Annotated in this window: 20 protein-coding genes; 14 read left to right on the forward strand and 6 right to left on the reverse strand. The window is 54.5% G+C overall.

Translation table 11 applies throughout. The features are described from left to right. The 10 genes from nagE (at position 1) to NDQ72_05885 (ending at position 13943) form a co-directional block, all read left to right on the forward strand. Positions 1-1725: an N-acetylglucosamine-specific PTS transporter subunit IIBC gene (gene nagE / locus NDQ72_05840; GenBank protein WKD29467.1), complete on the forward strand. Its 1725-nt coding sequence runs from the start codon at positions 1-3 to the stop codon at positions 1723-1725. Positions 1726-1917: 192 nt separating this feature from the next. Next, the gene (locus tag NDQ72_05845; protein WKD29468.1) at positions 1918-3324 is read left to right on the forward strand and encodes an OprD family porin; all 1407 of its coding nucleotides are present in this window, start codon (positions 1918-1920) and stop codon (positions 3322-3324) included. Positions 3325-3341: 17 nt separating this feature from the next. Then, positions 3342-6035, forward strand: coding sequence for a carbohydate-binding domain-containing protein (locus tag NDQ72_05850; protein ID WKD29469.1), 2694 nt, complete (start codon positions 3342-3344; stop codon positions 6033-6035). A gap of 129 nt (positions 6036-6164) precedes the next feature. Continuing rightward, positions 6165-6962, forward strand: a complete 798-nt coding sequence (locus tag NDQ72_05855; protein WKD29470.1) for a Cof-type HAD-IIB family hydrolase — start codon at positions 6165-6167, stop codon at positions 6960-6962. A gap of 119 nt (positions 6963-7081) precedes the next feature. Beyond that, complete coding sequence (locus tag NDQ72_05860; GenBank protein ID WKD29471.1) at positions 7082-7807, forward strand: response regulator; 726 nt, start codon at positions 7082-7084, stop codon at positions 7805-7807. Beyond that, positions 7804-9276, forward strand: coding sequence for an ATP-binding protein (locus NDQ72_05865; GenBank protein ID WKD29472.1), 1473 nt, complete (start codon positions 7804-7806; stop codon positions 9274-9276). The genes NDQ72_05860 and NDQ72_05865 overlap by 4 nt, the downstream gene beginning before the upstream one ends. Positions 9277-9472: 196 nt before the next feature. After that, a complete protein-coding gene (locus NDQ72_05870) occupies positions 9473-10768 on the forward strand; it encodes an ABC transporter substrate-binding protein (GenBank protein ID WKD29473.1) in 1296 nt (431 codons plus the stop codon). A gap of 82 nt (positions 10769-10850) precedes the next feature. Further along, complete coding sequence (locus NDQ72_05875; protein WKD29474.1) at positions 10851-11765, forward strand: sugar ABC transporter permease; 915 nt, start codon at positions 10851-10853, stop codon at positions 11763-11765. Next, positions 11758-12636, forward strand: coding sequence for a carbohydrate ABC transporter permease (locus NDQ72_05880; protein ID WKD29475.1), 879 nt, complete (start codon positions 11758-11760; stop codon positions 12634-12636). The genes NDQ72_05875 and NDQ72_05880 overlap by 8 nt, the downstream gene beginning before the upstream one ends. A 185-nt stretch (positions 12637-12821) precedes the next feature. After that, complete coding sequence (locus NDQ72_05885) at positions 12822-13943, forward strand: ABC transporter ATP-binding protein (protein ID WKD29476.1); 1122 nt, start codon at positions 12822-12824, stop codon at positions 13941-13943. A gap of 84 nt (positions 13944-14027) precedes the next feature. Here the strand turns inward: NDQ72_05885 and NDQ72_05890 are convergent, their stop codons facing one another. Beyond that, positions 14028-15668, reverse strand: a complete 1641-nt coding sequence (locus tag NDQ72_05890; protein ID WKD29477.1) for a BCCT family transporter — start codon at positions 15666-15668, stop codon at positions 14028-14030. An 84-nt stretch (positions 15669-15752) separates the two neighbouring features. Continuing rightward, positions 15753-17291, reverse strand: coding sequence for a choline-sulfatase (gene betC, locus NDQ72_05895; GenBank protein WKD29478.1), 1539 nt, complete (start codon positions 17289-17291; stop codon positions 15753-15755). A 108-nt stretch (positions 17292-17399) separates the two neighbouring features. Here betC and NDQ72_05900 point away from each other — a divergent pair, with 108 nt between their 5' ends. Then, positions 17400-18302 carry a LysR substrate-binding domain-containing protein gene (locus NDQ72_05900; GenBank protein ID WKD29479.1) on the forward strand — a complete coding sequence of 301 codons (903 nt, stop codon included), beginning with the start codon at positions 17400-17402 and terminating at the stop codon, positions 18300-18302. On the opposite strand, the gene NDQ72_05905 is transcribed toward NDQ72_05900, so the two are convergent. The 4 genes from NDQ72_05905 to NDQ72_05920 are packed head-to-tail and all read right to left on the reverse strand — an operon-like array spanning position 18299 to position 21835. Next, a complete protein-coding gene (locus NDQ72_05905) occupies positions 18299-19327 on the reverse strand; it encodes a YcjF family protein (protein WKD29480.1) in 1029 nt (342 codons plus the stop codon). The two genes, NDQ72_05900 and NDQ72_05905, sit on opposite strands and share 4 nt — an antisense overlap. Beyond that, complete coding sequence (locus NDQ72_05910) at positions 19324-20712, reverse strand: YcjX family protein (protein WKD29481.1); 1389 nt, start codon at positions 20710-20712, stop codon at positions 19324-19326. The genes NDQ72_05905 and NDQ72_05910 overlap by 4 nt, the downstream gene beginning before the upstream one ends. 4 nt (positions 20713-20716) lie before the next feature. Beyond that, complete coding sequence (locus NDQ72_05915) at positions 20717-20905, reverse strand: hypothetical protein (GenBank protein ID WKD29482.1); 189 nt, start codon at positions 20903-20905, stop codon at positions 20717-20719. Between the two features lie 60 nt (positions 20906-20965). Then, positions 20966-21835: a D-hexose-6-phosphate mutarotase gene (locus NDQ72_05920; protein WKD29483.1), complete on the reverse strand. Its 870-nt coding sequence runs from the start codon at positions 21833-21835 to the stop codon at positions 20966-20968. A gap of 159 nt (positions 21836-21994) precedes the next feature. Between NDQ72_05920 and NDQ72_05925 the strand changes: the two genes are divergently transcribed. From NDQ72_05925 to NDQ72_05935, 3 genes are all read left to right on the forward strand, one after another. Continuing rightward, positions 21995-22237 (forward strand): GlsB/YeaQ/YmgE family stress response membrane protein, encoded by a 243-nt coding sequence (locus NDQ72_05925; protein WKD29484.1) that lies wholly within the window; start codon positions 21995-21997, stop codon positions 22235-22237. Between the two features lie 259 nt (positions 22238-22496). Beyond that, positions 22497-24962 (forward strand): DUF1266 domain-containing protein, encoded by a 2466-nt coding sequence (locus NDQ72_05930; GenBank protein ID WKD29485.1) that lies wholly within the window; start codon positions 22497-22499, stop codon positions 24960-24962. Positions 24963-25069: 107 nt separating this feature from the next. Next, positions 25070-25708, forward strand: coding sequence for an NlpC/P60 family protein (locus tag NDQ72_05935; GenBank protein WKD29486.1), 639 nt, complete (start codon positions 25070-25072; stop codon positions 25706-25708). Positions 25709-25738: the final 30 nt, after the last annotated feature.

A 25738-nucleotide genomic window follows, 5' to 3' on the forward strand; every position in this document is an offset into this window, starting at 1 on the left:
ATGTCTTCTACGACCTTCGGTTCCCGCCTGATGGGCGGGCTACAGCGGCTTGGCCGCTCTCTGATGCTACCCATCGCGGTATTGCCCATTGCAGGTCTATTGCTGCGACTTGGGCAGCCTGATCTGCTGGATATTGCCTTTATTGCTGGCGCTGGCGAGGCCATTTTCGCCAACCTGGCACTGATTTTTGCCATCGGCCTCGCCGTAGGTTTCGCGGATGATAGTAACGGCGCTGCCGGCCTGGCCGGGGTGATTGGCTATCTGGTGCTAGATGCGGTGCTAACCGCGCTTAATCCTGAGATCGATATGGGGGTGCTGGCAGGGATTATTGCCGGCAGCGTGGCAGGCCTGCTTTATAATCGCTATAAGTCGATTCAACTTCCTGATTATCTGGCCTTTTTTGGTGGGCGACGCTTTGTGCCTATTGCTACTGGCCTAGCGGCAGTGGCAATGGGGGTGGTTTTTGGGGTGATTTGGCCGCCTATCCAACAGGGCATTGATGCACTTGGTCACTGGCTAATCGGCGCCGGTGAGCTGGGGCTTTTCGTCTACGGAACAATTAATCGTTTGTTGATTGTGACGGGGTTGCATCACGTACTGAATAGCCTGGTGTGGTTCGTCTTCGGTAATTTCGAGACAGCCGCTGGGGTAGTAGCCAATGGCGACCTGAATCGTTTCTTTGCCGGTGACCCTGAAGCAGGGCGCTTTATGGCGGGCTTTTTCCCGGTAATGATGTTCGGCCTGCCAGCTGCGGCGCTGGCCATGTACCATGCCGCACCAAAAGGACGCCGTGCCCAGGTGGGTGGCTTGTTACTTTCGCTGGCATTGACGGCTTTCCTGACCGGTGTCACCGAACCCATCGAATTCACCTTTATGTTCCTGGCACCGCTGCTTTATGGCATGCACGCAGTGTTAACGGGCATTTCCATGGCGCTACTGCACTGGCTGGACGTGAAGCTTGGCTTCACCTTCTCCGCTGGGGCCTTTGACTTTGCACTCTCTTACGGGCTTTCCACCAATGGTTGGCTGATGCTGCCTGTCGGCCTCGTCTATTTTGTTCTGTACTACACGGTATTTCGCTGGGCCATCGTCCGCTTTAATCTGCCTACCCCAGGGCGCGAGCCGGAAAGTACTTCCTCCGCAGCAGCCCCAACACCACTCGGTGAACGTGGCCCAGCGTTTGTCACGGCGTTAGGTGGCGCGAGCAACCTGCAAAGCGTAGGTGCCTGTACGACTCGGTTGCGCTTGGTGCTGGAGAATCCTGAGGCAATTGATGAGTCGGCTCTGAAATCGTTGGGCTCTCGGGGGATTATGCGTCTCCAGGGCGGTGGTCTCCAGGTAGTGATGGGGCCCATTGCGGATGGTATCGCAGATGAGATTCGACAAGCGCTCAAGCAGAGTGGCGCGGCGGTGGATGCCAATACCTCTTCTCATAGCCCTTCTGAACATAGCCCTGGCACCCCCGCAAACCCTTCTCAACCAACGGCATTGCCCGCCGAGGTGGCCCAACGCTGGATGGCCGCTTTAGGTGGTAATGCCAACGTGCAACGGCTGGACGTCCAAGCCCAGACACGCCTGCGCGTAGAGCTAGTCGATGGCGCTGGTTTAGACAGCGCAGCGCTTGACCAACTGGGATGCAGAGGCATCCAGGCGTTGAACGGCAATACATGGCATCTGATCGTCGGCGATCAAGCCGCTGCTATCGCGCATTCACTAAGAGCCTAACGCTCGTAATCGATACCCGTTACTCGGCAACGGCTGAGTAACGGGTAACCGTGGCGATTTAGCCAAGACTTCTACGTCATAGACCCATGTTTATGGGGCAGCGTTGCGCTGCCCCACAGACCCCGCGCGTCTTTAAAACGTGCACATCACTGCAACGCTAATACAAAATCAACAACAATCGGATACGACGCCATGCTGATATCAAGCATACCTACGCCCCAAAAAGGGCAGCCGTTAGGTCGCTTTGGTCAACTAGCCCTGATCGGTACTTTATCGTTGGTTCCTTTGACGTCTTCTGCCGACGAGCCTCAGGGCTTTATGGAAGAGGCCAGCCTTGAGACCACCCTGTTTTATATCTATCGCGACCGTGATCGTCGTTCGGGAGGTATGGGGCCGGATGGCGAGGGCACTCCAGGGGCTTACGCTTCCAATCTGCAGCACTCCACCGCCAATCTGGCTGTCGACTTCTCGAGTGGTCATGCGGGGGGCGTTGTGGGGCTGGATCTAGCCGCCTTTGCTGCTTACGACTTTCAGAACCGTCACCAGGGCACGGAATTCAATTTTCGTCCGGCGAGCACTCTGTGGGAAGAGCGCTGGGACGGTAAGGAAACGAATGGTGCCAGCCTCTACCGGGCCGCACTCAAGTTCAAGGTTGGCGATATGTGGGGGCGGTTAGGGTATCTACAGCCCCAAGGCACCAGTGTCATCGCCCCTAACTGGTCCTTCCTGCCAGGCACTTATCGCGGTGGAGAACTCGGCGCCAGGATAGGTGACCTATCGCTGAGCTATTTTCATGCTGATCGTTACAAGGCCCCTTGGTATCAGAGCTTCTACGAGTTCCGCCAAGCCGATGGAGAGACGATCGACTACCTACACTCGCTGGGAGCACGCTACGACGTCACCGATGACTTGGCCATCGAGGCTGCTTTTGGGCAAGCCCAGGGCTATATGGATCAAGGGTTCGGCAAGGTGTCTTATGCCACCCAGCTGAACGACTCCCCGCTGCGTTTGAGTTACCAAACCTACGCCGCCCGTGACCGCCATGACGATGGCTCAGCCAACGACGTCTATGACGGTACTGCCTGGCAACAGGTGCTTACCGCTCACTATGATCAAGGTGCCTTCGATTGGCGGCTTGAGTTTAGCTGGGTGCATGCACCTGGGTCTCAGGGCTATTTCCTTCCGCGAATGACCACCCCTTATGCATCGTCCAACGGCCGCTTGGATATCTGGTGGGATGCCCGATCCGACTGGAACCACGATGGCGAAAAGTCCCTCTACGCCGGTGTCACCTATGACCTGGAAGGCTGGGATTTGCCTGGTTGGTCGCTGGGCTTGGCTCATGCTTATGGCTGGGATGCTCGTCCCTACTCAGGTTTTGAGGACCCCGGGCGCCGCTTTAGTGAGTCCGCCTGGAACGTTGACGTGCATTACAAAGTTCAGAATGGCTGGGCCGAGGGCACGCGTTTTCAATTGCACTATACCCGCTACGACAACCGCACCGACTACGCCTCCTGGGGAGATGGCGGCTTTAAAAATGCCTTTCAAGATGAACACGACATCAAGTTCACGGTCGTGGCTCCTTTCTCGATTCTGTAATGCTTGAGGTGAAAACAATGACAACATTGACGAAGGCCCTAACGACACTGGCTATCGGGGTTGCAATCAACTCGGCGGCAGCCCAGGCCAGCGAAACCACTCAGCTTGACGCGTCGTCTGCCCGCGACTTGGCGCAGCGGCTGGACGTGCAGTACACGATAACCGCCAACCAGCCGCAGGCACATGATATCGACTGCCAGAGACTGGGGGCAGATTATGCCGCCTGTTTCACCGCGACGATCCTTTTGACCAATACCTCTGATAAGGCCATTGAGGCGAGCGATTGGGAGCTGTATTTCTCGAGTATTCGCCGCTTGCTGCAGATGGATCATCCTGAACTGTCGCTGACGCGTATCACTGGGGATCTCCATCGCCTTGAGCCCAATGACTCTTTTACTGGGCTGGGCGCTGGAGAGAGTCTGGAAATTCCCATTGTGGGTGAGTACTGGCAGCTATTCATGACCGATGTGATGCCCAACTGGTACCTGGCAGTGGGCGATGAAACAGCGGTGATCGATAATACCCGTGACGACGTATTGAGCGATTTTGTCCGTGCGCCTTTCGGTGAGCAGCTTATGCGTACGCCGGACGATAACAACGTGGTGATGACCGCCGAGACACGCTTCGAGCGCAACGCTGCGGCCACTGCAATGCCCGCCGACGCATTGCGGGGAGCTATTTTGCCGACACCGCGCTCATCTCGCCTGGGAGAGGCTACTCTCGATTTGTCTGAAGGGGTCAGCCTCGAGATGCCAATGCTTAGCGAGGCCAGCCTAGCGGTACTGGGAGAGCGCTTCGAACGGCTCGATATCCCCGTCAACCAAGGTGGAGACGGCTTGGTGATTCGTGCCCGCTTGGTCTCTGAGTCAGACGTTCTCGATGAAGCATTGGCACAGGAAGGAGGCTATCGCCTGCAGCTCAATGAGTCCGGTGCCGATATCCTGGCCTTTGACGCCACTGGGGCTTTCTATGCTGTCCAGTCGCTAATAGCGGCCATGGATGAGGCGGGATTGGTGCCAGCGATGGACATTGATGATGCTCCACGTTACGACTATCGCGGTGTCATGCTGGATGTTGCACGGAATTTCAAAGATAAGGCCTCCGTGTTGCGCTTGCTGGATCAGATGGCTGCGTACAAGCTCAACCGTTTCCATTTCCATCTCACCGATGATGAGGGCTGGCGGCTGGAAATTCCGGGGTTGGCGGAATTAACCGAAGTAGGCAGCAAGCGCTGTCATGATCTGGAAGAAACGAACTGTCTTTTACCTCAGCTGGGCTCTGGGCCAGAGGACGATACTGCCGGTAGCGGTTTCTACACCCGTGAGGATTATATCGATATCGTTCGCTATGCCGAGGCTCGCCATATTCAGGTGGTGCCTGAAATTGATATGCCGGCCCATGCTCGCGCCGCTGTGGTGGCTATGGAAGCGCGACATCGTCGGCTGATGGAGGAGGGCGATAGTGCGGCAGCCAACGAGTACCGATTAATCGACCCCGAAGATACGTCCAATACGCTGTCGGTTCAGCTCTATGATCGTCGCAGTTACCTCAACCCCTGTCTTGAGTCGACGAACCGCTTTGTCGATAAGGTGATGGGCGAAGTGGTATCGATGCACCAAGAGGCGGGCCAGGCGCTGGACAATTGGCACTTTGGTGGTGATGAAGCCAAGAATATCCTGCTGGGGCATGGTTTTCAGGATATCGATGCCGAAGAACCGGTCGACTGGCGTGGAACCATCGACCAGCGTGATCAGCACCATCCCTGGGAGGCGTCGCCAATTTGCCAACAGAGCGTTGCCGATGGAGAGGTTGCTTCTGTAGAGGAACTGCCGAGCCGTTTTGCCCTACAGGTTAACCAACTCGCTGATAACTACGGAATAGCGCGCATGTCAGCCTGGCAAGACGGCCTTAAGCATGTTGAGTCCGCTGAAGAGTTTGCTACGCCGCAGGTCGCGGTCAATTTCTGGGATCCGCTGTTTTGGGGCGGTAGTCAGTCGGTGGCCGAGTGGCAGTCGCGGGGTTATGAGGTGATTCTTTCTAGCCCAGATTATCTCTACTTCGACATGCCCTACGAGGTCAATCCACACGAACGAGGCTACTACTGGGCGACACGTTTCACCGATACGCGCAAAGTGTTCTCCTTTGCCCCCGATAATCTGGCGCAAAATGCGGAAACCTCAGTTGATCGAGACGGTAATACCTTTCGTTCCGAGAGCGCCGAGGGATGGCAAGGCGCTCGGGGGATTTCCGCTCAAGCCTGGGGTGAAACGGTACGTAGCGAGACGCAGATGGAGTACATGATCTTCCCGCGTCTGCTAGCGTTGGCCGAGCGAGCCTGGCACCAAGCCGAGTGGGAACTCGATTATCAACCTGGTCAGGCGTTCATCGGTGGCGAGACGTCCTTTGTCGACGATGAGTCGTTGACTGAAGACTGGCAGCATTTTGCCAACCTGCTTGGTCAACGTGTTCTGCCTCGGCTAGAGCGCGATGGAATCGCTTATCGTCTGCCGTTGCCAGGAGCCCGGGTTGAAGCGGGTAGGCTAGTAGCCAATGTCGCGCTACCAGGAGTCAGTATTGAGTACTCTTTGGACGACGGGGCGAGCTGGCAGGTCTATCAGGACAGCGCGCGCCCCGAGGTGGAAAACACGGTGCTATTACGCAGCGCCAGTGCCAATGGTCAGCGGCATAGTCGTGTCGTGACGCTAAATTAACCAGCGTTAAGATAGCGAAGAGCCCTCTTCAGGCGGCGTTGCCTTAGAGGGCTCTGAGTCTCTTTAGTCCGGCTGGGAGCGGCGAGCGTAATCGGATAAGCTGAGAAGTTCTATTATCAGGAGTGCACCATGACATCACGCCTTATCGTTTCCGGCCTTGACGGTACGCTGTTAGGCAGCGACCACCGACTGCACGACAATACGATTGAGGTGCTCAGAGCGCTTGTAGCGCAAGGCCATCATGTCGCGCTGGCGTCTGGTCGCCACTATAACGATATGCGCGTGTTTCGCGATCAGTTGGATATCCCGGCCTATTTAATCAGTACCAACGGGGCCTACATCCATGCTCCAGACGGCACGCTTTTGAGCGCGACCCATCTTGAACCAGCCTACGTCGAAACGCTTATTCAGTTGCCGCGCCCGCCTCAGGTAAGGCTCAACCTTTACCGTGAAAGCGGCTGGTATATCGATGCCGACGCACCGCACCTGTTGTCATTGCATGCCTCGACGGGCTTTCGTTACGAGGTTGTGCCGCAGGCAGCGATGGATGCTGATGGGGTTGGTAAAGTGCTCTATATAGGCGACCCGGCTGCGTTAGCGCAACTGGAATGTCAGGCCCAGGAGGCGCATGGTCACAGCCTACATATCACATACTCAACGATCGATTCTTTAGAAATTATGGCGGGTGGCGTCAATAAAGGCGTGGCCTTAATGGCGTTGCTGGAAAAGCTAACGCTAACGCCGGCAGAGTGCTTAGCATTTGGCGATAACCTAAACGATACTGAAATGCTTAATCTGGCAGGGGAAGCCCAGGTAATGAACAACGCCCACCCTGCGCTTTTTGATCGAGTTTCCAGCGCTGAGCGTATCGGCCATCATAGCGAAGCGGCCGTGGCTCGGTGGCTAGCAAAACGCTTCGCGCTGTAATAACCGCTTCACGCTGCAACCTTGGTCGATGGCCGCTTGCGATAGGGTGGCCACTCCACCATCATCTAGCCCCTAAAACGATAATAACGAGTAATAATAACCCAGGGCATATTGCTACCATGACAACCACGCCTGCTACCTTGATGGTCGTTGATGACGACTCGGAAATCCGCGAACTGTTGGCAGACTATTTAGGGCGTCACGGCTATCACGTGTTGACCGCCGACGGGGCGGATTCGCTGTATCAGCAACTGGTTGATCAAGCGCCAGACTTGTTGATCGTTGACGTCATGATGCCGGGGGATGACGGTTTTACCATCTGCCGGGAGCTGCGCAAAACCAGCGATACGCCGATTATTATGCTCACCGCCAGTGCCGATGATACCGACCGCATTTTGGGGCTTGAGTTAGGCGCTGATGACTATATCGCTAAGCCCTTCAACCCCCGTGAGTTGCTGGCGCGGATTAAAGCGGTGTTACGTCGAGCCCGCCCGGCAGCAACTGGCGCGCCGACCCAAGAGGCTCGCTGGGTACGCTTTGGCGACTGGCAACTGGACCGCATGACCCGCGAACTGATCGACCAGGCAGGTATTCGCACCGCGCTTTCCGGCGCAGACTTCCAACTACTGCAGGTGTTTCTGGAGCGGCCTGCCACCGTCATTACTCGCGATGATCTCTACACCTTGACCCGCGGACGTGAAGCACCACCGCTAGATCGCTCGATTGACGTACATGTATGTCGCTTGCGCCAGCGGCTAGGGGAAGATGCACAGCATTCCCAGCTGATTCGCACCGTGCGTGGGGCTGGCTATGTGTTGACCGCTAGGGTTGAAGCTGCTTCGTGAAGGGCGTAAAGCGCATCCTCGCGGGTTGGTTGCCAAGCAGTCTACGTGGGCGCTTTGTGGTCATTATGATTACGGGCGTGCTGGTTGCTCAAGCGGCTAGCTATGCGTTATGGACTTCTCAGGTGCGGGCCAGCCAGCTTGAACAGTTAGACGAGCTTTCCAGCAACATGGCCTTCAGTATTGCCTCGACCATGCGATTTTTCCGTTCGCTGCCGGTAGATTATCGGCACATTGTGTTGGATCAGCTACGTAGCATGGGCGGCACGCGTTTTTTTGTCAGCGTGAATGAGCGACGCATTGCTGTCGAAGATATTGGCAGCGGCCCTGAAAAAGAGGTCGTGGTAGACAACGTGCGCTCTATTTTGACCCAGCAGCTCTCCATTGACGATGTGGTGGTGGAGTTTTCCCGCCCGGAAAGCTTGCGTGTCTTCAACAACGAAGTGTTGCTTTACGATTTACCACCCCGTTGGGGGCAGCACAGTCTGTTAATGGAGCCGCTTTCGCCCCCTATCTTAGTGGTGCAACTGGAGCTGGCTCCGGATACCTGGCTTTATGTGGCCACACTACTGGGCGTGCCGGATATTTTTAGCGGCTACCGTTGGCTGTCTGAAGAGCGTTTATTAGTCGGCGTGTTGGTGCTGTTAAGCGTGCTGGCGCTTTCGTTACTCGGTATTACCAGTGTGACTCGGCCGTTGGCGCGGCTTTCCCGAGCAGCACGCCAGCTGGGCGATGATTTGGCTAGCCCGCCACTTAAAGAGAGCGGCCCTAAAGAAGTGGCTGCCACCGCAGCGGCCTTTAATCGTATGCAGCGGCGTATTCAAGAACAGATGGATGAGCGCGAGCGACTGTTTTCGGCAATTTCTCATGATCTTAAAACGCCCATTACACGCATGCGGCTGCGTGCCGAAATGCTCGATGATGCTGCTCAGCGTGAACGTTTTTGCGCCTCACTTGACGAGTTGAATGAGCTGGTCAAAGGCGCACTGGCCTCGGTCAAAGGGTTGGATCTGCATGAAGAACCCCAGCCTACAGACCTTAACGCGCTGCTGTTGGAGATTGCCGAAGGGTTACGACTATACGGCGGTGAGGTGTCACTTCATGGTGCTGTGTTACCACTAACCGTTAAGCCTCTGGCGCTCAAACGCTGCTTAGCAAACCTGCTTGAAAACGCGGTGTTTTACGGCCAGAAAGCAACCGTAACGCTGGAAGAGCAGGCGGGCATCGTAACGTTGCGCATTCATGATAATGGGCCAGGTATTGCTGATGAGCAGCTTTCCCGAGTCTTTTCACCTTTTGTGCGCCTGGAAGCCTCTCGAAGCCGTTACACCGGTGGAAGCGGCCTGGGGCTTGGCATTGCCAGACATATTGCCCGTGCCCATGGAGGCGATATCGTCTTATCGAATCACTCGGCAGGTGGGTTAGTGGCCACGTTAACGCTACCGCGCCAAACGAGTGTTACTGACTTGTAATAAAACCCTAACACTATTAATAAATTGCCAAGACTATGCAGGACTCGGTAACTCCCGTTGTGTGCCAGGGTGGCGTACTCTGCTGTGAGTCGTTCAGTCGAGCATCATCAGCAACGACATCTCATCAGCACAAAAACAACAGCACAATAACAACAGCACAATAACAACAGCACAATAACAACAGCAGGAGCTATTCATGCCGAGTATCAATATGCCCGTATTTAACGTGCCTACGTTTAAAAAGTCCGTATTCGCATTAGCCGTGGCGGCTGGCACCAGCATGACGGCTAGTACCACCCAAGCCAATGAAGTGGAAGTGTTGCACTGGTGGACATCCGGCGGTGAAGCCCGCGCAGCAAACGTCCTAAAAGAGTTAATGGAAGCCGAAGGCTATGGCTGGCAGGATTTCGCTGTGGCCGGTGGTGGTGGTGAAACCGCCATGACGGTACTTAAGTCTCGTGCAATGTCTGGTAACCCACCTTCCGCTGCGCTCATTAATGGCCCCGAAATTCAAGAGTGGGGCAAGCTCGGCCTTCTGGGTAATTTAGACGAGGTCGCTGCCGCTGAAGGCTGGAATGACCTACTGCCTGAAATAGTTGCCGATATTATGCGCTACGACGGCCACTATGTTGCCGTCCCCGCGAACGTTCACCGCGTTAATTGGCTATGGGCGAATCCTGACGTTCTAGAAGCGGCAGGCGTTGAAATGCCTACCACGCTGGATGAGCTTTTTACCGCCGGCGAAGCCATTCGTGAGGCGGGTTTTGTACCGCTAGCTCATGGTGGCCAAGCGTGGCAAGACGCGACGGTGTTTGAAAGTGTCGTACTGGGTAGCCAGGGAGCCGAGTTTTATCAGCAGGCGCTGGTGGAGCTAGACCCAGAGGCGCTTGGTGGGGAACAGATGATCGCTGCGTTAGAAGACTTTAAGCGTCTACGTGAGCTGATGGATGAAGGCATGTCTGGCCGCGATTGGAACATTGCCACCGCCATGGTCATTGAAGGCACTGCAGGCTTCCAGATAATGGGGGACTGGGCCAAAGGGGAGTTCACTGCCGCAGGCCTGACTGCCGGTGAAGACTATCTGTGCGCGGCTGCGCCCGGCACGGAAGACGCCTTTACGTTGAATATCGATAGCCTAACGATGTTTCGTATGAGCGACGACGCCGGGCGTGATGCCCAGCAGACCTTGGCACGCTTAGTCTTGGAGCCGACCTTCCAAGAAGCTTTTAATCTTGCCAAAGGCTCTATTCCTGCGCGATCCGACCTAGATATAAGTGAGTTTGATAGCTGTGCTCAGCAGTCGCTTGCTGACTTCCAACGCACCGCTGATGAAGGCGGTTTAGTCCCCAGCTTGGCTCACGGGATGGCGGTGCGCGCTGATGTCCAGGGAGCGATCTTTGATGTTGTGACCAACTACTTCAATGATACCAATATGCCTGCCGAAGAAGCTGCTGAACGGTTGGTAAGTGCGGCTGAAACCGCCTCTTTCTAAGCCTCTGCGTACTTTTAATAAGTGACGTAACTAGCGCCGCCGCAACGGCGGTGCTAGCGGCTGACTGGCGAGGGATATTCTCATGAGTGAACCCACGACGCGCACTGCAGTGCGGCCGACGGCGCCTGGCTGGCTTCAAGCCTGGCTGCCCCGTTTGGTACTTGCCCCTTCTGTTGCGGTGTCTCTGTTTTTTGTTTACGGCTTTATGTTGTGGACTTTTGTGTTGTCGCTAACCAGCTCGCGCATGTTGCCTAGCTACGATTTTGTTGGTTTTGGCCAATATACGCGGCTAATGGCCAACGAGCGTTGGTGGATAGCCTCTACCAACCTGGTGCTGTTTGGCGTGCTGTTTATTGTGATTTGTTTGGTGATTGGCGCGCTGTTGGCAATTCTACTGGATCAGAAAATTCGCCAAGAGGGCGCGCTGCGCACGATTTATCTCTATCCCATGGCACTGTCGTTTATTGTTACGGGCGTGGTATGGAAGTGGCTGCTGAATCCCCAGCTGGGAATTCAGGCGATGGTGCAAAGCTGGGGATTTGAGTCGTTTCGCTTCGATTGGATCGTTGATCCTGATATGGCGATTTATACCCTGGTGATTGCAGCGGTTTGGCAGGCATCTGGCTTTGTGATGGCGCTCTTTTTGGCGGGGTTGCGGGGTATTGATGACAGCATCGTCAAAGCTGCTCAATTAGACGGTGCTAGCCTGCCGCGCATTTACTGGCGGGTGGTGATGCCGTGCCTGCGTCCGGTGGTGTTCAGCGCGGTGATGATTCTGTCCCATATTGCGATTAAGAGCTTTGATTTAGTGGTAGCACTCACCGGCGGTGGGCCTGGTTATGCCACCGATCTGCCCGCTACCTTTATGTACACCCACGCCTTTAATCGTGCTCAGATCGGGCTCGGCTCCGCTAGCGCTATGTTAATGCTCGGTGGTGTTCTGGCGATTTTGATTCCTTACCTCTATTCCGAACTAAGGAGCCGCAAACATGGCTAACGTGATTCGTCGGCAAACGCCTGCCGCACGGCTGTTGCGGGCTGTGCTTTATGGCGTACTGAGTGTGGCGGGGCTGTTTTATATCTTGCCGATGGTGGTCATGTTGATGACCTCTATCAAACCGTTGAGCGAAATAAGTGCGGGAACGCTGCTATCGCTGCCGCAAAACCCAACCCTTGAACCCTGGACGAAAGCCTGGGGAGAAGCGTGTACCGGTATGCGCTGTGAAGGTGTCGGCGGTTATTTTTGGAACTCCTTTGCGATGGTGATTCCTGCCGTGCTGATCTCCACCACGGTCGGGGCGCTAAATGGCTATGCGCTTACCAAATGGCGCTTTAAAGGCTCGGAATTGGTCTTTGCGCTGATGCTATTTGGCTGCTTTATCCCGTTTCAGGTGGTGCTGTTACCAATGGCACAAACCTTGGGCTGGTTAGGGCTTTCCAGCTCACGTGCAGGGCTGATTCTGGTGCATGTAGTTTTTGGCATTGCCTTTACCACGCTGTTTTTCCGCAACTTCTATGTCGGAATTCCTAACGAGCTGGTCTCTGCGGCGAAGCTGGATGGCGCGGGATTCTTCCGTATTTTCTGGCGCATTTTATTGCCGGTTTCCGCGCCGATTATTGTGGTGTCAGTCATCTGGCAATTCACCCAGATATGGAATGACTTCCTGTTTGGCGTAGCGTTTTCTGCTCACAACACTCAGCCGGTGACGGTGGCGCTCAACAATTTGGTCAATACGTCCACTGGTGTGCGTGAGTACAACGTCGATATGGCTGCCGCGATGATTGCAGCACTGCCAACGCTGGTGGTGTATGTGCTGGCCGGAAAGTATTTCGTGCGCGGGCTGACGGCAGGCTCCGTGAAAGGCTAATAACAATCAGATTGGTGACAACTTTCTAAAGGTTTCTTTAGCAAGGTCAGAATCAACCCGTAGCGGGAGTCTTTCGCCATGGATGGCGAAAGTAGCGTCCAGGGAAGGATTTACAGCGCCCCCGCCAAGGGTTGTTCAGACCGGAATAACAACTTTGTCAGCAGTCTTACAATGGGGTTTTCATTATGGCAGCGTTAGAAATTCACAACGTGCGCAAAGAGTTCGGCAGCGAGCGGGTGCTGAAAGATGTCAGTATTTCGATTGATTCTGGTGAATTCCTGATTTTGGTGGGGCCATCTGGCTGTGGTAAATCCACGCTGATGAACGCCATCGCCGGGCTGGAGCCGGTGACTAGCGGCAATATCTATATCGACGGCGAAGACGTCACTTGGCGCACACCTGCTGAGCGGGATATTGCCATGGTGTTTCAGTCCTACGCGCTCTATCCCAGCATGACCGTACGGCAAAACATCAGCTTTGGGCTGGAAATGCGCAAGGTGCCCAAAGCCGAGCGTGTCGGTGCCGTAGAGCGCGTGGCCGATCTGCTGCAAATCTCTCACCTGCTTGAACGTAAGCCTGCCCAGCTTTCGGGTGGCCAGCGTCAGCGGGTGGCCATGGGGCGGGCGCTGGCACGTGAGCCCAAGGTGTATCTATTTGACGAGCCGCTATCAAATCTGGACGCAAAGCTGCGGGTGGATATGCGTACCGAGATTAAAAAGCTCCACCAGCGCTTAGGCACCACAATTGTTTACGTCACTCATGACCAAGTTGAAGCAATGACCCTGGCCGACTGCATCGCGGTGATGCGTGATGGCAATATCCTGCAGCTTGGTAGCCCCGATGAGGTGTATAACAACCCGGTCGATATGTTCGTCGCAGGCTTTATGGGGTCTCCATCAATGAACTTTATTCGCGCGACGCTTGAGACGGCAGGCGATGGCTATGCACTACGTATTGCCACCCCTGATGAAGACGATGTATTGCTGCCATGGCCCTCTGAACGCAATGCAGCGGGGCTTGTGGAACAGCTGAATAAGCCAATTATTCTTGGGCTACGACCAGAACATTTCAGCGAGGAGGATGTTCGGCTGAGCGAGCAGGCGGAAGGGACACTAATGGAGGCCAGGGTAAGCGTGGTTGAGCCGACCGGTGCCGATATTCTGCTACGCCTGCCGCTGGGAGAGCAGGAAATCACCGCCAGGGTAGGACCCAAGTGCGCAATTGCACCCGGCGAACGCTTGTCGCTACGCGTCGATATGGCCCGCGCCGTGCTGTTTGATGCCGAGACTGAACAGCGCTTGGCTTGAAGCGTTAGTGTCATGTCGTACTGATAAGTAAAGAGCCTCTGCTGATATTAGCAGAGGCTCTTTACTATCGTCCTAATGTCCTCGTTAGCGACGTATATGCTTTAACTCGCCATTCAGCGCTTTAATGATCGAGTAGCACATCAACAGCATAACAATTGAGAATGGAATGGCTGTTGCCGTCACGCCTGCCTGAAGCGCTGATAAGCCGCCACCAATCAGCAGTACGATAGCGATAAGCCCCTCAACAATTGCCCAGAACATGCGCTGTGGGCGGGGAGCGTCAATTTTTCCGCCGGCCGTGATAGTGTCGATCACCAAAGACCCCGAGTCCGACGAGGTAACAAAGAATATCAGTGCTAATACGATGCCTAAGGTAGACATAATGCCTGTTAGAGGCAGCTCATTAAGCATGCCAAATAGCGACAGTTCAGGTCTGTAGTTGTCGATGACATACTCTTTAACCAGACTGCTAGCGGGATCTGCGTAGAGCTGATCTAGCGCCGTAGCGCCAAAGACGCCCATCCAAATAAAGATGAACAAGCTGGGAACAAGCAGCACACAAAGCACGAACTCTCGCACGGTACGGCCTCGCGACACGCGGGCGATAAACATGCCGACGAAAGGTGCCCAACTGATCCACCACGCCCAGTAGAAAATAGTCCAGGATTGACGGTAGGCATCATCGTCACGGCCGAAAGGGGCCGATAGAGGCAGGAAGTCAGCAACATAGGTGACAAGCCCGGACATGAAACCGCTTAGCGCAATCAACGTTGGCCCGGCAAACAAAACGAAGAAGAAGAACAACACGGCCAGGATCATATTGAATTCAGACAGCTTCTTTAAGCCGCCCTCTAATCCACGCCATACGGACACTAGCGCGACTGCCGTTACGAGCACAATGACGATCACCTGGGTGGTGGTGTTTACCTCCATGCCAAAGACGAAGTTCATCCCCGCATTCGCTTGTTGTGCGCCCAGCCCAAGGGATGTGGCCAGTCCGAAGAGGGTGGCAAACACTGCCAGAATGTCGATGGCATGACCCCACCAGCCCCAGACGCGTTCGCCCAGAATTGGAAAAAATGCTGAACGTATCGAAAATGGCAGGCCTTTGTTATAGGTAAAAATGCCCAGTGCGAGCGCCATCACAACATACACTGCCCAGCCATGGAGCCCCCAGTGAAGATAGGTGCCCGCAAGCCCCATGGCACTAGCATCAGCAATCGCGTCTGGGTTCAGTGTTCCGTCACTTCCGAAGGGCGACGTAATACCTAAAGGCAGCGAAACATTGGCGTGATAAACCGGCTCTAGAACGCCAAAAAACAGTAAGCCGATGCCAATGCCAGCAGTGAACAGCATTGCAAACCAAGAAAGATAGCTATGATCCGGGCGAGCGTCAGGCCCCCCTAGCCTGACTGATCCATAAGGCAAGACCACTAGCGCCAAGCAAAACAAAATAAAGAAATCCACCAGGATCATGAAATACCAGTCCAGGGTTCCCGTGGAAAAGGCGACAATCGACTGAAAAATGCTCCCTGCGCGTTCAGGAAATAGTAGGGTGAGGATAATAAACACGACCGAAGCAAGGGCGGATACAGCAAAAACGCGATTATGGATATCAAACCCGATGGGGCCAAAGCTCCCCTCGATATTATCCTGCCCGACCACGTAGTCGGTTTGCATATCACTAGCCATAGGCGGCGACTCAGGGTCGCTTTTAGTGCTCATAATAGAGTTTCCCTTATTATTAATAATGGGCGCATCCGCCGTCTTATCATCTTTATTTTAGGGTGGTAGTGGTTAAATGATGAATCAACGGTTGTTTGTTACGGAGGCGGTGGCTGATAAACGTGCTCGACGCTCTAGGTCGTCCAAGTCGATGTTGTTACGCATATACTGGGTACTAGCATCGAAAGTGGGCTGATAATCCCATGGCGTAACTTTGCCTTGCTTAAGGGCCCGCGAAACTAGTTTGCGGCGCCGTTGACTGGCAATCACCTCATTATGCATTTGCTCATAGTCCCAGCGACTGGCGACCTCATTGCGAAATTCCTTACATAATTCCTGATAAGCAGGGCTTTCGGCGAGATTATTGAGCTCTAGCGGATCTGCATCGAGATCGAATAGCTGATCTGGATCTGGTGCAGTGTGGACGAATTTGTAACGACCGCGACGAATCATTAGTAGCGGTGCAATAGCCCCTTCGCCAAGATACTCGCCTATTACCTCATCGTGGCCACCGTTTCCCGTCAGGTGCGGCAAGAGGCTGCGACCATCAATCGGCACGGCATACTCTGGTGCGCTTCCATTGTGGGCTAGTTCAGCAAACGTTGGCAGCAGATCCATAGTCGATACTGATTCACGCACCCTGCCTGGAGTAAAGCGTTGTGGCGCATGGATAATCATCGGCACACGTGCTGAGCCCTCGAACCAGCTCATCTTGTACCACAGGCCGCGCTCGCCGAGCATATCACCGTGATCACCTGAGAAAACAATGATGGTGTTTTCATCGAGGCCAGTCTCCTTCAACGCTTTAAGCACGTCACCGATTTGATCGTCGACATAGCTTAGCGCCCCATAATAAGCATGGCGCGCGTTGCGGATCTGTTCATCGTTGATGGTGCCCTCATCGCACTGGTAAACATGACGCAGCCGCTTGGAGTGTGGATCCATCAGCTCTCTTGAATAGGGCACCCGTGGCATATCGATGGCGTCGTGCTGGTAGCGGTCCCAGTACTCCTGAGGAATGGTGTAAGGGTCGTGTGGGTGCGTCATTGAAACAGTCAGGCAGAAGGGCCGCTGCTCGCCATTGCGGGCATAATCGTAAAGAAAGCGCTTAGCGCGGAAAGCGACTTCATCGTCGAAGTCGAGCTGGTTGGAGCGCACGCATGGCCCCGCCTGAATCACCGACGACATATTGTGGTAGTAGCTAGGCCGTTCATGAAAGTTTTCCCAGTCGACAAACCAGCCATAGTCGGCCGGGTAGATATCGGTGGTCAGCCGTTCTTCGAAACCATGCAACTGGTCAGGGCCGCAGAAATGCATCTTACCGGTGAGGGCGGTGTAGTAACCAGCATCGCGTAGATAATGGGCGAAAGTAGGAGTATCTGCGGGGAAGTCAGCGGCATTGTCATAACCTCCAATGCGTGACGGCAATTGCCCTGCCATCAGCGTAAAACGAGATGGCGCGCACAGCGGGGTGTTGCAGTAGGCTGAGTCGAACACTACCCCTTCATCTGCCAATCGTGAGAGGTGGGGGGGTTTTACGATGGGGTGGCCGTGGAAGGGCATCGCTGAGGCTGCTATCTGGTCGGCCATCAGGAAAAGAATGTTGGGTTGTCGGATCGTCATAGACAGAATCTCCAGCGTTACGGCGGCTATTAGTTCTTAGTAAGTCTCTCTGCTAATCCGGTAACCTGTAAACTGGCTATTTTTTAATGTTTTCCATTAGGTGAGCTTATGTCATTAATCGGGCGAAAGGTGTCACAGAATGGGTTAAGGGTGTTTGAAGTGGCGGCTAGACACCTTAGCTTTACAGCGGCTGCTAATGAACTGCGTTCGACCCAGTCGGCGGTCAGCCAGCAGGTTCGGGCGTTGGAAGAAGAGCTTGGCTTACAGCTTTTTGACCGGGTATACCGTGGCGTGCTACTGACCGAATCTGGTCATGCGCTGTTTGCCAGTGTTCAGGAGGGGTTTTCGATCATTGAGGAGACGATCGAACGGCTGCAGCATCGCCAGCATAATCCGCACGTCAATATTTTGACCGATTTTTCGTTGGCTGCTTACTGGCTGATGCCGCGGCTGCCGATGTTTCGGCAGCAGCACCCTAATATCGACGTACGCATTTTAACTAGCCAGGAAGTCTTTGAGTGGAGAGGGCAAGAGGTCGATGTGGCCATTATGTTCTGTGATGAACGGGGGATGAAAAACGCTTCTCCATTGTTTCAGGAGGAGGTTTTTCCTGTCTGTAGTGCTGGTTTTTTGAAACAGTACGGCCCATTGGAACAGCTCTCATCGCTTGCTGAAGTCCCCCTGCTGACCCTTACCGCTGATCAACGGCAGCACTGGCTGGATTGGCCGACATACTTCAAGCAAATGGGCGGGGCGCCTTATGGGCAATCTTCCGAACTGGATTTCAATAACTATACGCTGTTGATTCAAGCGGCGATTGCAGGGCAAGGCGTAGCGCTGGGTTGGAGAGGGCTAGTCGAAGACATGCTCGAGCGTGGCATGCTGGTCGGACTGAAGCATCTCAGTCTGGCGACGCCTAATGGTTACGGCATCATTGATGCCAACCCAAATGACAATGGGGTTGGCAAACGCACGTTTCTCGACTGGATCGCATCGAACCCTCCCGTTTAACGATCTTGTGAAACGGGCTCTTTATCGAGCCGTTTGATTTGCCTCCATAGGTCTTGGCGTAGATCGGCCAACTTGGGTTGCTCTTCATCCGTAAAGGCCACTGGGCGACATAGACGCTGGGCGCGTAGCCCTAAACGGGCGCTCAGTAGGCCTGTGGCCAAACCTTGGCCCGCACGAGCGGAAAGCCTACCTGCCAAATCCAGTGAGAGCATATCCATGCTGGCGTCAGTAGCGAGCTCGCTGGCCCCGGCAAAGGCCATGTTATGCAGCACATTGCGAAACAGCCGTAGACGGCTAGCGTAACCAAGCTCAAGTCCGTAAAGGCGGCAGAGTCTGTCGACCATGGCAAGACTGCGCCAGGCCACCAGTGCCATATCCACCAACGTCAGCGGGCTGATAGCCACCATAATGGCCGTTTCACCAGACATACGGGTAATTAGGCGTTGGGCTTCGCGATCGCGGGGCGCCAGTAGATGGTAGCGTAGCAGTGTTTGTATCTCTTCACCGCTATGGTGGGGCTGACAGGCACGTTGAAATGCCTGCCAATGAGGATCATCGTCGCTCAGCTTTAGCTGGCGCTTGAGCTGCTCTGCCATGGATTGGGCTTGCTTGGTAGAGCGCTGTGGCAGCTCGGCTAGATCATGGCGTAAACGGTCATGGCGCTTTAAGCGACGCAGACGGCCAAGCTCTTTCAACAATGACAAACCGCCTAAACCAATCAAACTAATGCCAAACAGCTGCCAGGCCATGGTCATCCACTGTGACTGGGAAAAGGCGTCTGGAATGCCGGTGGCCAATTCTACGCTGCCCAACGTAGCACCGCCGACCAGGGCAAACATCAACCCCCAACGGCGTTTTCGGGGTGTGCTCAGGCTCGCTTCCGGAAGTGCTTTGATGTCTGCCTGGGGAGTCAGCGGCTGATGCGATTCAGTCGCGGCAAAACTTTCACGCTGACGCAATTGCTCGGGGTTGGGGGCGGGTGCTTCTTCTGTTTGGAAATCCCGGCGCGGCTGAGGATTACTCATATCAATTTATCTCCAATCAGCCAGTCGATAGCGGCATCCATGCGGATGTGTGAAAGCGCTTCGCTGTCAACGGACATGGGGCGAAAGCTGGGAAAGTCGAAGCCTTGCTGCTGCCAAAAGTCGGGTTTCGGAAGGCGGTTTGGCACGTCACCTGGGTAGACCAGTACGTCTTCACCCTCCAGGGTAGTGCCTTTTAGCGCGGGGGTGCGTTTGCCTTCGTGGAGCACTTCACGGGCTTCAGTGGCGCGTATGGCTGCCAGTGACAATGCCTTCACCGGAATGTCGGCAAAACGCAGGTCTTTAAGTGGCTCAGCAAGTAACGCTTCCAGCAGTTGCACAACATTGCCGTGCTGGTCGGGCGTTACGTGGTCAGCTTTGGTAGCAGCAATGGCCAGACGGTCTATTTTCGGCGCAAATAGACGCGTCAACAGACTGCGCTTGCCGTAATCGAAGCTTTGCATCAGTTGGCGCAGTGCATGGGAAAGGTCTTCAAAGCGTTCCGGCCCGGCATTAAGCGCACCAAGTACATCGACCAGCACAATCTGACGGTCGAAACGGCGAAAATGGTCACGATAAAAGGGCCGTACCACCTGCTGCTGGTAGTAGCGAAAGCGCGCGGCCAAGGTGGCGTAAATACTAGTATCGGGTAGTGCTTCCAGGGTTTCTTTTGGTGCATTTAATTCAGGCAGCGGAAAAAATTGCAGTACTGGCGCGCCATCTAGCTCGCCAGGGAGCAGAAAACGTCCTGGCTGAAGATCGGAAAATCCTGCTTGTTTGGCCCGGCGAAGACCTTGGGCATAGGCATCTGCGAGTGCTGCCAGTTTAGCTTCATCAGCCTCGGCGGCAGGGTCTAGTTGTTCAGCCTCCGTTAACCATTCGCTGAATAACACCTTCCGGTGTGGTCCTTCATGCAGTGATTGCGCCTGGCACCAGCTGTAAAAATCGTGCTGTAGCAGGGGTAAATCCAGCAGCCACTCGCCTGGGTAGTCGAACAAGTCGAGGGTTAAGTGGGCAATGTCTGGAGTAAACCAGCCTTGTTGGGCAGGGCGGTAGCGCAGCTGTAAACGCAGTTCACTGATGCCACGGGTGGGCTCAGGCCAGCGCGGCGGCGTATCACGAAGCGCCGCCATGCCAGGATCATAAGGGAAACGTGGCACGCCAAGGTCCGGTTGGTTCAACCGCTGCGCACCCAGCAAACGCCCTTCACGGGCGGCGGGTAGCAAGTCTAGCTGAGCTTCCACCCCAGCGTGGCGCAGTTGGTTAACCAGTGACGTTAGAAACGCGGTTTTCCCTGCCTGAGACAGCCCCGTTACCGCCAGCCTTAATTGCCGGTCACGGCCTCGCTCTAATAAATTGCTCAGTTCGCGACTTAACGGCTGGCGCATCCTATCAATTCCTTATTAGTACAATCTGGGAAAGCATGGGCAGGGTGGCGATGATAAACCCAACCACAGCGACGCTATACCCTGGCCAGCGGCGCTGCATTTTTTGCGCAAGTGTCAAGCCAACTAAGCACACCACCATGCCGATCAGATTAAAGGCAAAGGTGGCAGCCTCCAGCCATTGCTGTGGATCCATTATGGCTCCCTTAAAAACATTAATTGCTTTGATGATAACAAAGCCTTGATGAACCGAGGATTAACCGCGGCTTAATGTCGTACCTAATAGGTGTTGTGCGCCGGGGACTAGCCATACTGGATCTAGGCGGGTGTTAGCAGCTTCAACGCAAAAAAAGTGACGTGCCGCATCGGCAGGCGTATCGCTGGGCAAATCGCTGTCTGGGTGCCACACCACGGTGGAGTCGCTGGATTGTTTGGCAATACGCAGCGTGCGCTGCCCATCGTTCAATAATACGGCTTCATTGGTGTGATAAATACGGTCGACGGCTCCGCGAATAGCCAGCGTACCCTGTTGTTGGTCTTCGCCAAAACCGCGCAGTTTGTCTAAATAACGTGCGCCAGCCAACCCTTCCAGGCGGCACTGGTGTACATCACTAACAGCCAAGTAAGTATGCAGCGCACCGCTGATCTTGACCGGTACTTCGCCAATATTTTCGCTAATTAATTCAACGTTCAAGCGCTGGGCATTCGCTTGAATGACGACGCGAGCGGTTAGCTGACTATGTAGGCGCTCGATAGGAGAGAGATGCACTTCAATACCTTCAGCATGGTCATCAATCGCGTCTAAACGCCACTGAGCGTGACGAGCAAGCCCGTGAAAAGGGCCGTTACGGTCAGGGCTTTCATCAGCATAGCGTTCGTCGCCAAACCAGGGCCAGCATAGAGGGATGCCACCACGGATTGCACCTGGAAGCGCCTGCGGTGTGGGGGTAACCCAAAGCCAGCCGGTGTCGTCAGTGGGTTCAAAATGCAGCACTTGTGCGCCCTGTAGGCTAACTGCCATTTCTCCCCAAGCCATCTTGAACAGCGCTATGTCGCGCCCTTGCCAGGTTACCTGCTGGTGGCCGTCTACATCGGACAGTAATTGCTTGAGAGAATCGGGAATCATAGGGTTTCCTTGTAAGGAAGGGGATCAAATGGGCAGGACCGTAGCGCCGTGTGCTATGGTAGGGCAAGCAACAGTTATACGTAAAACACTGCGGATAAAACGTTGCAGTTAAGATGTTATAGGTAAAACCCTGACGAAAGTGAACATCAAGGAGGCACTATGGGCTTTATTGCGTGGTTGATTATTGGTGGTTTGGCTGGCTGGATCGCTGGCAACATCATGCGTGGCGGTGGTTTTGGTATTTTGGGCAATATTGGTGTCGGTGTTGTTGGCGCAGTGCTTGGTGGGTTTTTATTTAGCCTGTTAGGTCTGCAAGCGGGCGGTTTTATCGGTTCGTTGGTGACCGCAATCGTCGGTGCAGTCGTGTTGTTATGGATAATCAGTAAAGTTAAAAGCGCTTAGCATAGCCAACCTAGTGCATTATTTGCTGCCCGGCCCTGCGCCGGGCAGTGCTGTTTTAGGCGTTCGTTTTTTGCCTCGTTTTAACGTTTCATCGCTATCGGCCTTCGCGCCACTTTCCGTTACACTATGCCCTCTTAGCAATGCCATTTTGACGATGTCGTTATAACGACGTCTCTTTTTATTTTAAGCGGCCTTATTGTGTAGGCTGCTCACTCTTTTTTATTTTCATTAATAGCTTCCTGTTTCTTAGAGGTGTCTTTTGGCCGATGCACTGAATGCCTGGTGGGCTCAACAGCTCGTGCTGTGTGATTGGGCCTTTACGCCGCATCCGCTGACGGTGGATGCGGGAGCGGCCGAACAACGTCTGCTACAGCTGGGTATTGCACACCGTGGCGAGTTGGCTGATCAGCTCTTTTTTGCGCTGGATGCTCCAGTCGGTGAAGCTGATCGACTATTGGGGGCGCTAGAGTGGGCAGCGCTAGCAGGCGCGGCAGGCTGGCTGACACAATCTCAGGCACAAACCTGGGCGCACCACATTACCCGTCGTATTACGTCTGATTACAGCGATCTGCGCGCTTGGCTTTCCGACCTGCGCCGAGCGCTTGGCGTGAAAGGGTGGGAAACCGGCGCGGATGATCGCTTTATTGACGCTTGTCAGGCGCTAGCGGATTTAGAAAGTGAAGGCGAAGGCATCACTTGGCAAGTTCTTGACGCCGCACTGGCACGATTGCCTGAACCCCAGACGCTATGGCCAGAAAACCCATCAGCACAGCCGTGGCGTCTATGTGCGCTGTTTCGCTCTGTGCTCAGTTACCCGGCAAGTGCTGCTGACTGGCCAGACGCCCCCGAATGGCTAGCACGTATCTGGCAGGTTCATGATCGTGATCAGTTGCTTGAAGTGATGCTGTGGTTAAGCGCCCAGGGGGAGCGGCAGAGCTGGGATATCGAAGCCCGTGAACTGCTCACTATGGACCATGCTCAGCGCCAAGAGTGGCAGCGGGGTGCTGTTGCGGACGCCCCTTATGCACCGGTGTTGACTACATTCGTCAGCCAAGGTGAGCCACTGGAGTGGGCCGCTTGGGACTGGCTACGACTGGTTGAATTGGCGTGGGCGGGCGCTTGCTGTGGTTGGTTAAGCCAAGCGGAGGCTGATGATCTCGCAGCGCATGCGGCTGACTTAATAAGCCGTCGTTACCATGACTGGTACGCAGTGCTGAAAGCCTATATGCGAGGCCAAAGCTTGTTTGAAGGTATCGATCGGCGTGGTATGACGCCGAGTACACGCCATAAGCTACTGACGCAGGCGCCTCATAGTCCGTGGAAATGTCCACTAAGCTCGCTGCTGGATGAGCTAACGCTGAGCGCGTCTCGTGAACGCATTACACAGTGGAGAAATACTTCCCATCATTGGTTACTGGCCCTGGCCAGCGTGCGAGAACCTGATGTAATGCTGCGTCAGTTGAATCCATCCGCGCCTATTTCAGAGCAGCGCCGTGCCGAGGCGGCGGCCTATCTTCAGGATTCGTTAGACCTGCATGCTGATGAGGGACACCAAGCGTTAGCGCGCTATTGGTTACCGGCCCAGGCGCACCACCTTAATCAGCTTGCCGCAGACGCCGTTCATGGCGTAATGCCGCCATCGCAGACGCCGTTTGGTCAGCCTACGCCTGACGAGCTAAAGCAACGTAATGCAGTAAAAGGGGTTAGCCGTCATGCTGCCACTATTCATATGGCAGAAAAGTTCGCGTTCTACTTACATATGGCGCTGGATAGCAGCCTATATGAGCGTGAACCACTAATGACGCATGCCAGCGCTTTGCGTAGTTGCCTGTGTCGCTTTTACGCCACGCCAAAGCGTTTGCTTGAAGCATGGTTTGCCTGGGAAAGCTGCTTACCAGAGCCGGAGCACGACTCACTGATTAATGAAATTGCCTGGCATTTAGAGGACCCCGGTAGTCTTTTCCATTGGTTGAATTGGCATCCTGATGCCTGGTGTGAACCTGGCGAGCGGCCAACGCTCAGCCATTTTACTGCTATGTCGCTGGTTGGGCCGCTTAATAGCGCTGTGTGGAGTGAGCCTCAAGTGGAAAGCCTCAGAGAGTGCGCTGATATCCGTGAATGGGTGGAAAGCCATTATCATCTGACCAGTGCTGATGACATGCAGGAGTTTTTGACCTTCATGCTCGAGTCTGGGGATCGTCAGGAGTACCAGATTAACTATGCGCCCTACACACTTAATCCTGATCGCTTAGATGCCGAAATCGCTATTCTAGAATCGGGTGATTGTGCCGAGGAGGAGCGTCATCATCTGCTTCGCTTGCGTCGGGTGCAAAGTAATGAAGATGGTTGTAACGATGTAGATATGGCTGCCTGGGACATTGCTCAATTAGTCGATCTCGCCATTGCGGCGCGCCAGCTTGGCTGGTTAGACCGGCAAGCGTTTGCCGACGTGTTGGATCGTGCTTATAAGCTGGCGGCTAATCACTATTCTGGCTGGCAAGAGTACTCCGCGGGAATGTATGCCGGTTTTTCGTTTTTTATGGGCGAAACACCAGAGCGAGAAAGCTTTCTGGCTGGGTTTCGGCAGGCGTTAGTCGCATGGCTGTGTGGCGCCCCTATACTGGCTGGTCCCTGGGCGAGCCTTGATTTTCCTGGTAATAAACCGCGCCACTTTGCGCCGCTACATATCGATACGTTACCGGGCGATCAGCGAATATTGCATTGAAGCTCGCCAAGCACAGGGTAATTAGCTTATAGTCCAGGGTTTGAAAAAAATGAGTTTTTTCATACTTCATTCCCATTAAATATTTTTATTGTTACGAGGTTAAGCGCATGGTTGCGTCACCACCCCCCGCTGTGACCGCTGTCCGTGTTGTAAGTGTTTGTGCTGTTGTCGCTGTTTTAACTGGTTGTGCGGGCTCTGCCTCACGCCAGGGCATGGAGCCACCCGAGAATTATTTCTCAATGGCGCTGCCGGGATTGGCAGAAGGTGAAAACCTCGCAATGTCCCCGGTCAGTAACGCCACTGGCCAACTGCGTAGCCTTCAGACGCCGCCACCTACGATCATTCGTCAGGCACTGTTAGAGCAACATCAGCGATGGGCTGGGACGCCGTACCGCATAGGCGGTACCTCGAAACAAGGCATTGATTGCTCTGCTCTGGTAAGGAATGTGTTTCGTGACACATTTAATTTAGAGCTGCCACGCTCTACCTATGACCAAGTACATGAGGGACGCCCGATCGACCGCCAAGAGCTGCAGGCGGGCGATCTGGTCTTCTTCCGCCCTCCAGGTCGATACAACCATGTGGGCATTTATGTAGGGGATGGCCGTTTTTTACACGCGTCCTCTTCCAAAGGCGTCATGATCTCTCGTTTGGATAACAGCTACTGGCAGCGCTACTATTGGCAGTCTCGGCGCGCGCTAGAGCCGACCAATTTAGCCCAGCTTAGTAGCCGCTATATGCCGTAAATGTCTGCGATCAGTTTTGCATAGTGTGGA

Origin of the sequence: Halomonas sp. KG2 (assembly GCA_030440445.1) — a bacterium.
GTDB lineage: Bacteria > Pseudomonadota > Gammaproteobacteria > Pseudomonadales > Halomonadaceae > Vreelandella.

Bases quoted from the DNA above. Each gene is read 5' to 3' on its own strand.
- NDQ72_05860 (WKD29471.1), top strand. From the start codon at position 7,082: ATGACAACCACGCCTGCTACCTTGATGGTCGTTGATGACGACTCGGAA.
- NDQ72_05875 (WKD29474.1), top strand. From the start codon at position 10,851: ATGAGTGAACCCACGACGCGCACTGCAGTGCGGCCGACGGCGCCTGGC.
- NDQ72_05870 (WKD29473.1), top strand. From the start codon at position 9,473: ATGCCGAGTATCAATATGCCCGTATTTAACGTGCCTACGTTTAAAAAG.
- NDQ72_05880 (WKD29475.1), top strand. From the start codon at position 11,758: ATGGCTAACGTGATTCGTCGGCAAACGCCTGCCGCACGGCTGTTGCGG.
- NDQ72_05855 (WKD29470.1), top strand. From the start codon at position 6,165: ATGACATCACGCCTTATCGTTTCCGGCCTTGACGGTACGCTGTTAGGC.
- NDQ72_05925 (WKD29484.1), top strand. From the start codon at position 21,995: ATGGGCTTTATTGCGTGGTTGATTATTGGTGGTTTGGCTGGCTGGATC.
- NDQ72_05850 (WKD29469.1), top strand. From the start codon at position 3,342: ATGACAACATTGACGAAGGCCCTAACGACACTGGCTATCGGGGTTGCA.
- NDQ72_05900 (WKD29479.1), top strand. From the start codon at position 17,400: ATGTCATTAATCGGGCGAAAGGTGTCACAGAATGGGTTAAGGGTGTTT.
- NDQ72_05910 (WKD29481.1), bottom strand. From the start codon at position 20,712: ATGCGCCAGCCGTTAAGTCGCGAACTGAGCAATTTATTAGAGCGAGGC.
- NDQ72_05920 (WKD29483.1), bottom strand. From the start codon at position 21,835: ATGATTCCCGATTCTCTCAAGCAATTACTGTCCGATGTAGACGGCCAC.
- NDQ72_05915 (WKD29482.1), bottom strand. From the start codon at position 20,905: ATGGATCCACAGCAATGGCTGGAGGCTGCCACCTTTGCCTTTAATCTG.
- nagE (WKD29467.1), top strand. From the start codon at position 1: ATGTCTTCTACGACCTTCGGTTCCCGCCTGATGGGCGGGCTACAGCGG.
- NDQ72_05890 (WKD29477.1), bottom strand. From the start codon at position 15,668: ATGAGCACTAAAAGCGACCCTGAGTCGCCGCCTATGGCTAGTGATATG.
- NDQ72_05845 (WKD29468.1), top strand. From the start codon at position 1,918: ATGCTGATATCAAGCATACCTACGCCCCAAAAAGGGCAGCCGTTAGGT.
- betC (WKD29478.1), bottom strand. From the start codon at position 17,291: ATGACGATCCGACAACCCAACATTCTTTTCCTGATGGCCGACCAGATA.
- NDQ72_05935 (WKD29486.1), top strand. From the start codon at position 25,070: ATGGTTGCGTCACCACCCCCCGCTGTGACCGCTGTCCGTGTTGTAAGT.
- NDQ72_05905 (WKD29480.1), bottom strand. From the start codon at position 19,327: ATGAGTAATCCTCAGCCGCGCCGGGATTTCCAAACAGAAGAAGCACCC.
- NDQ72_05885 (WKD29476.1), top strand. From the start codon at position 12,822: ATGGCAGCGTTAGAAATTCACAACGTGCGCAAAGAGTTCGGCAGCGAG.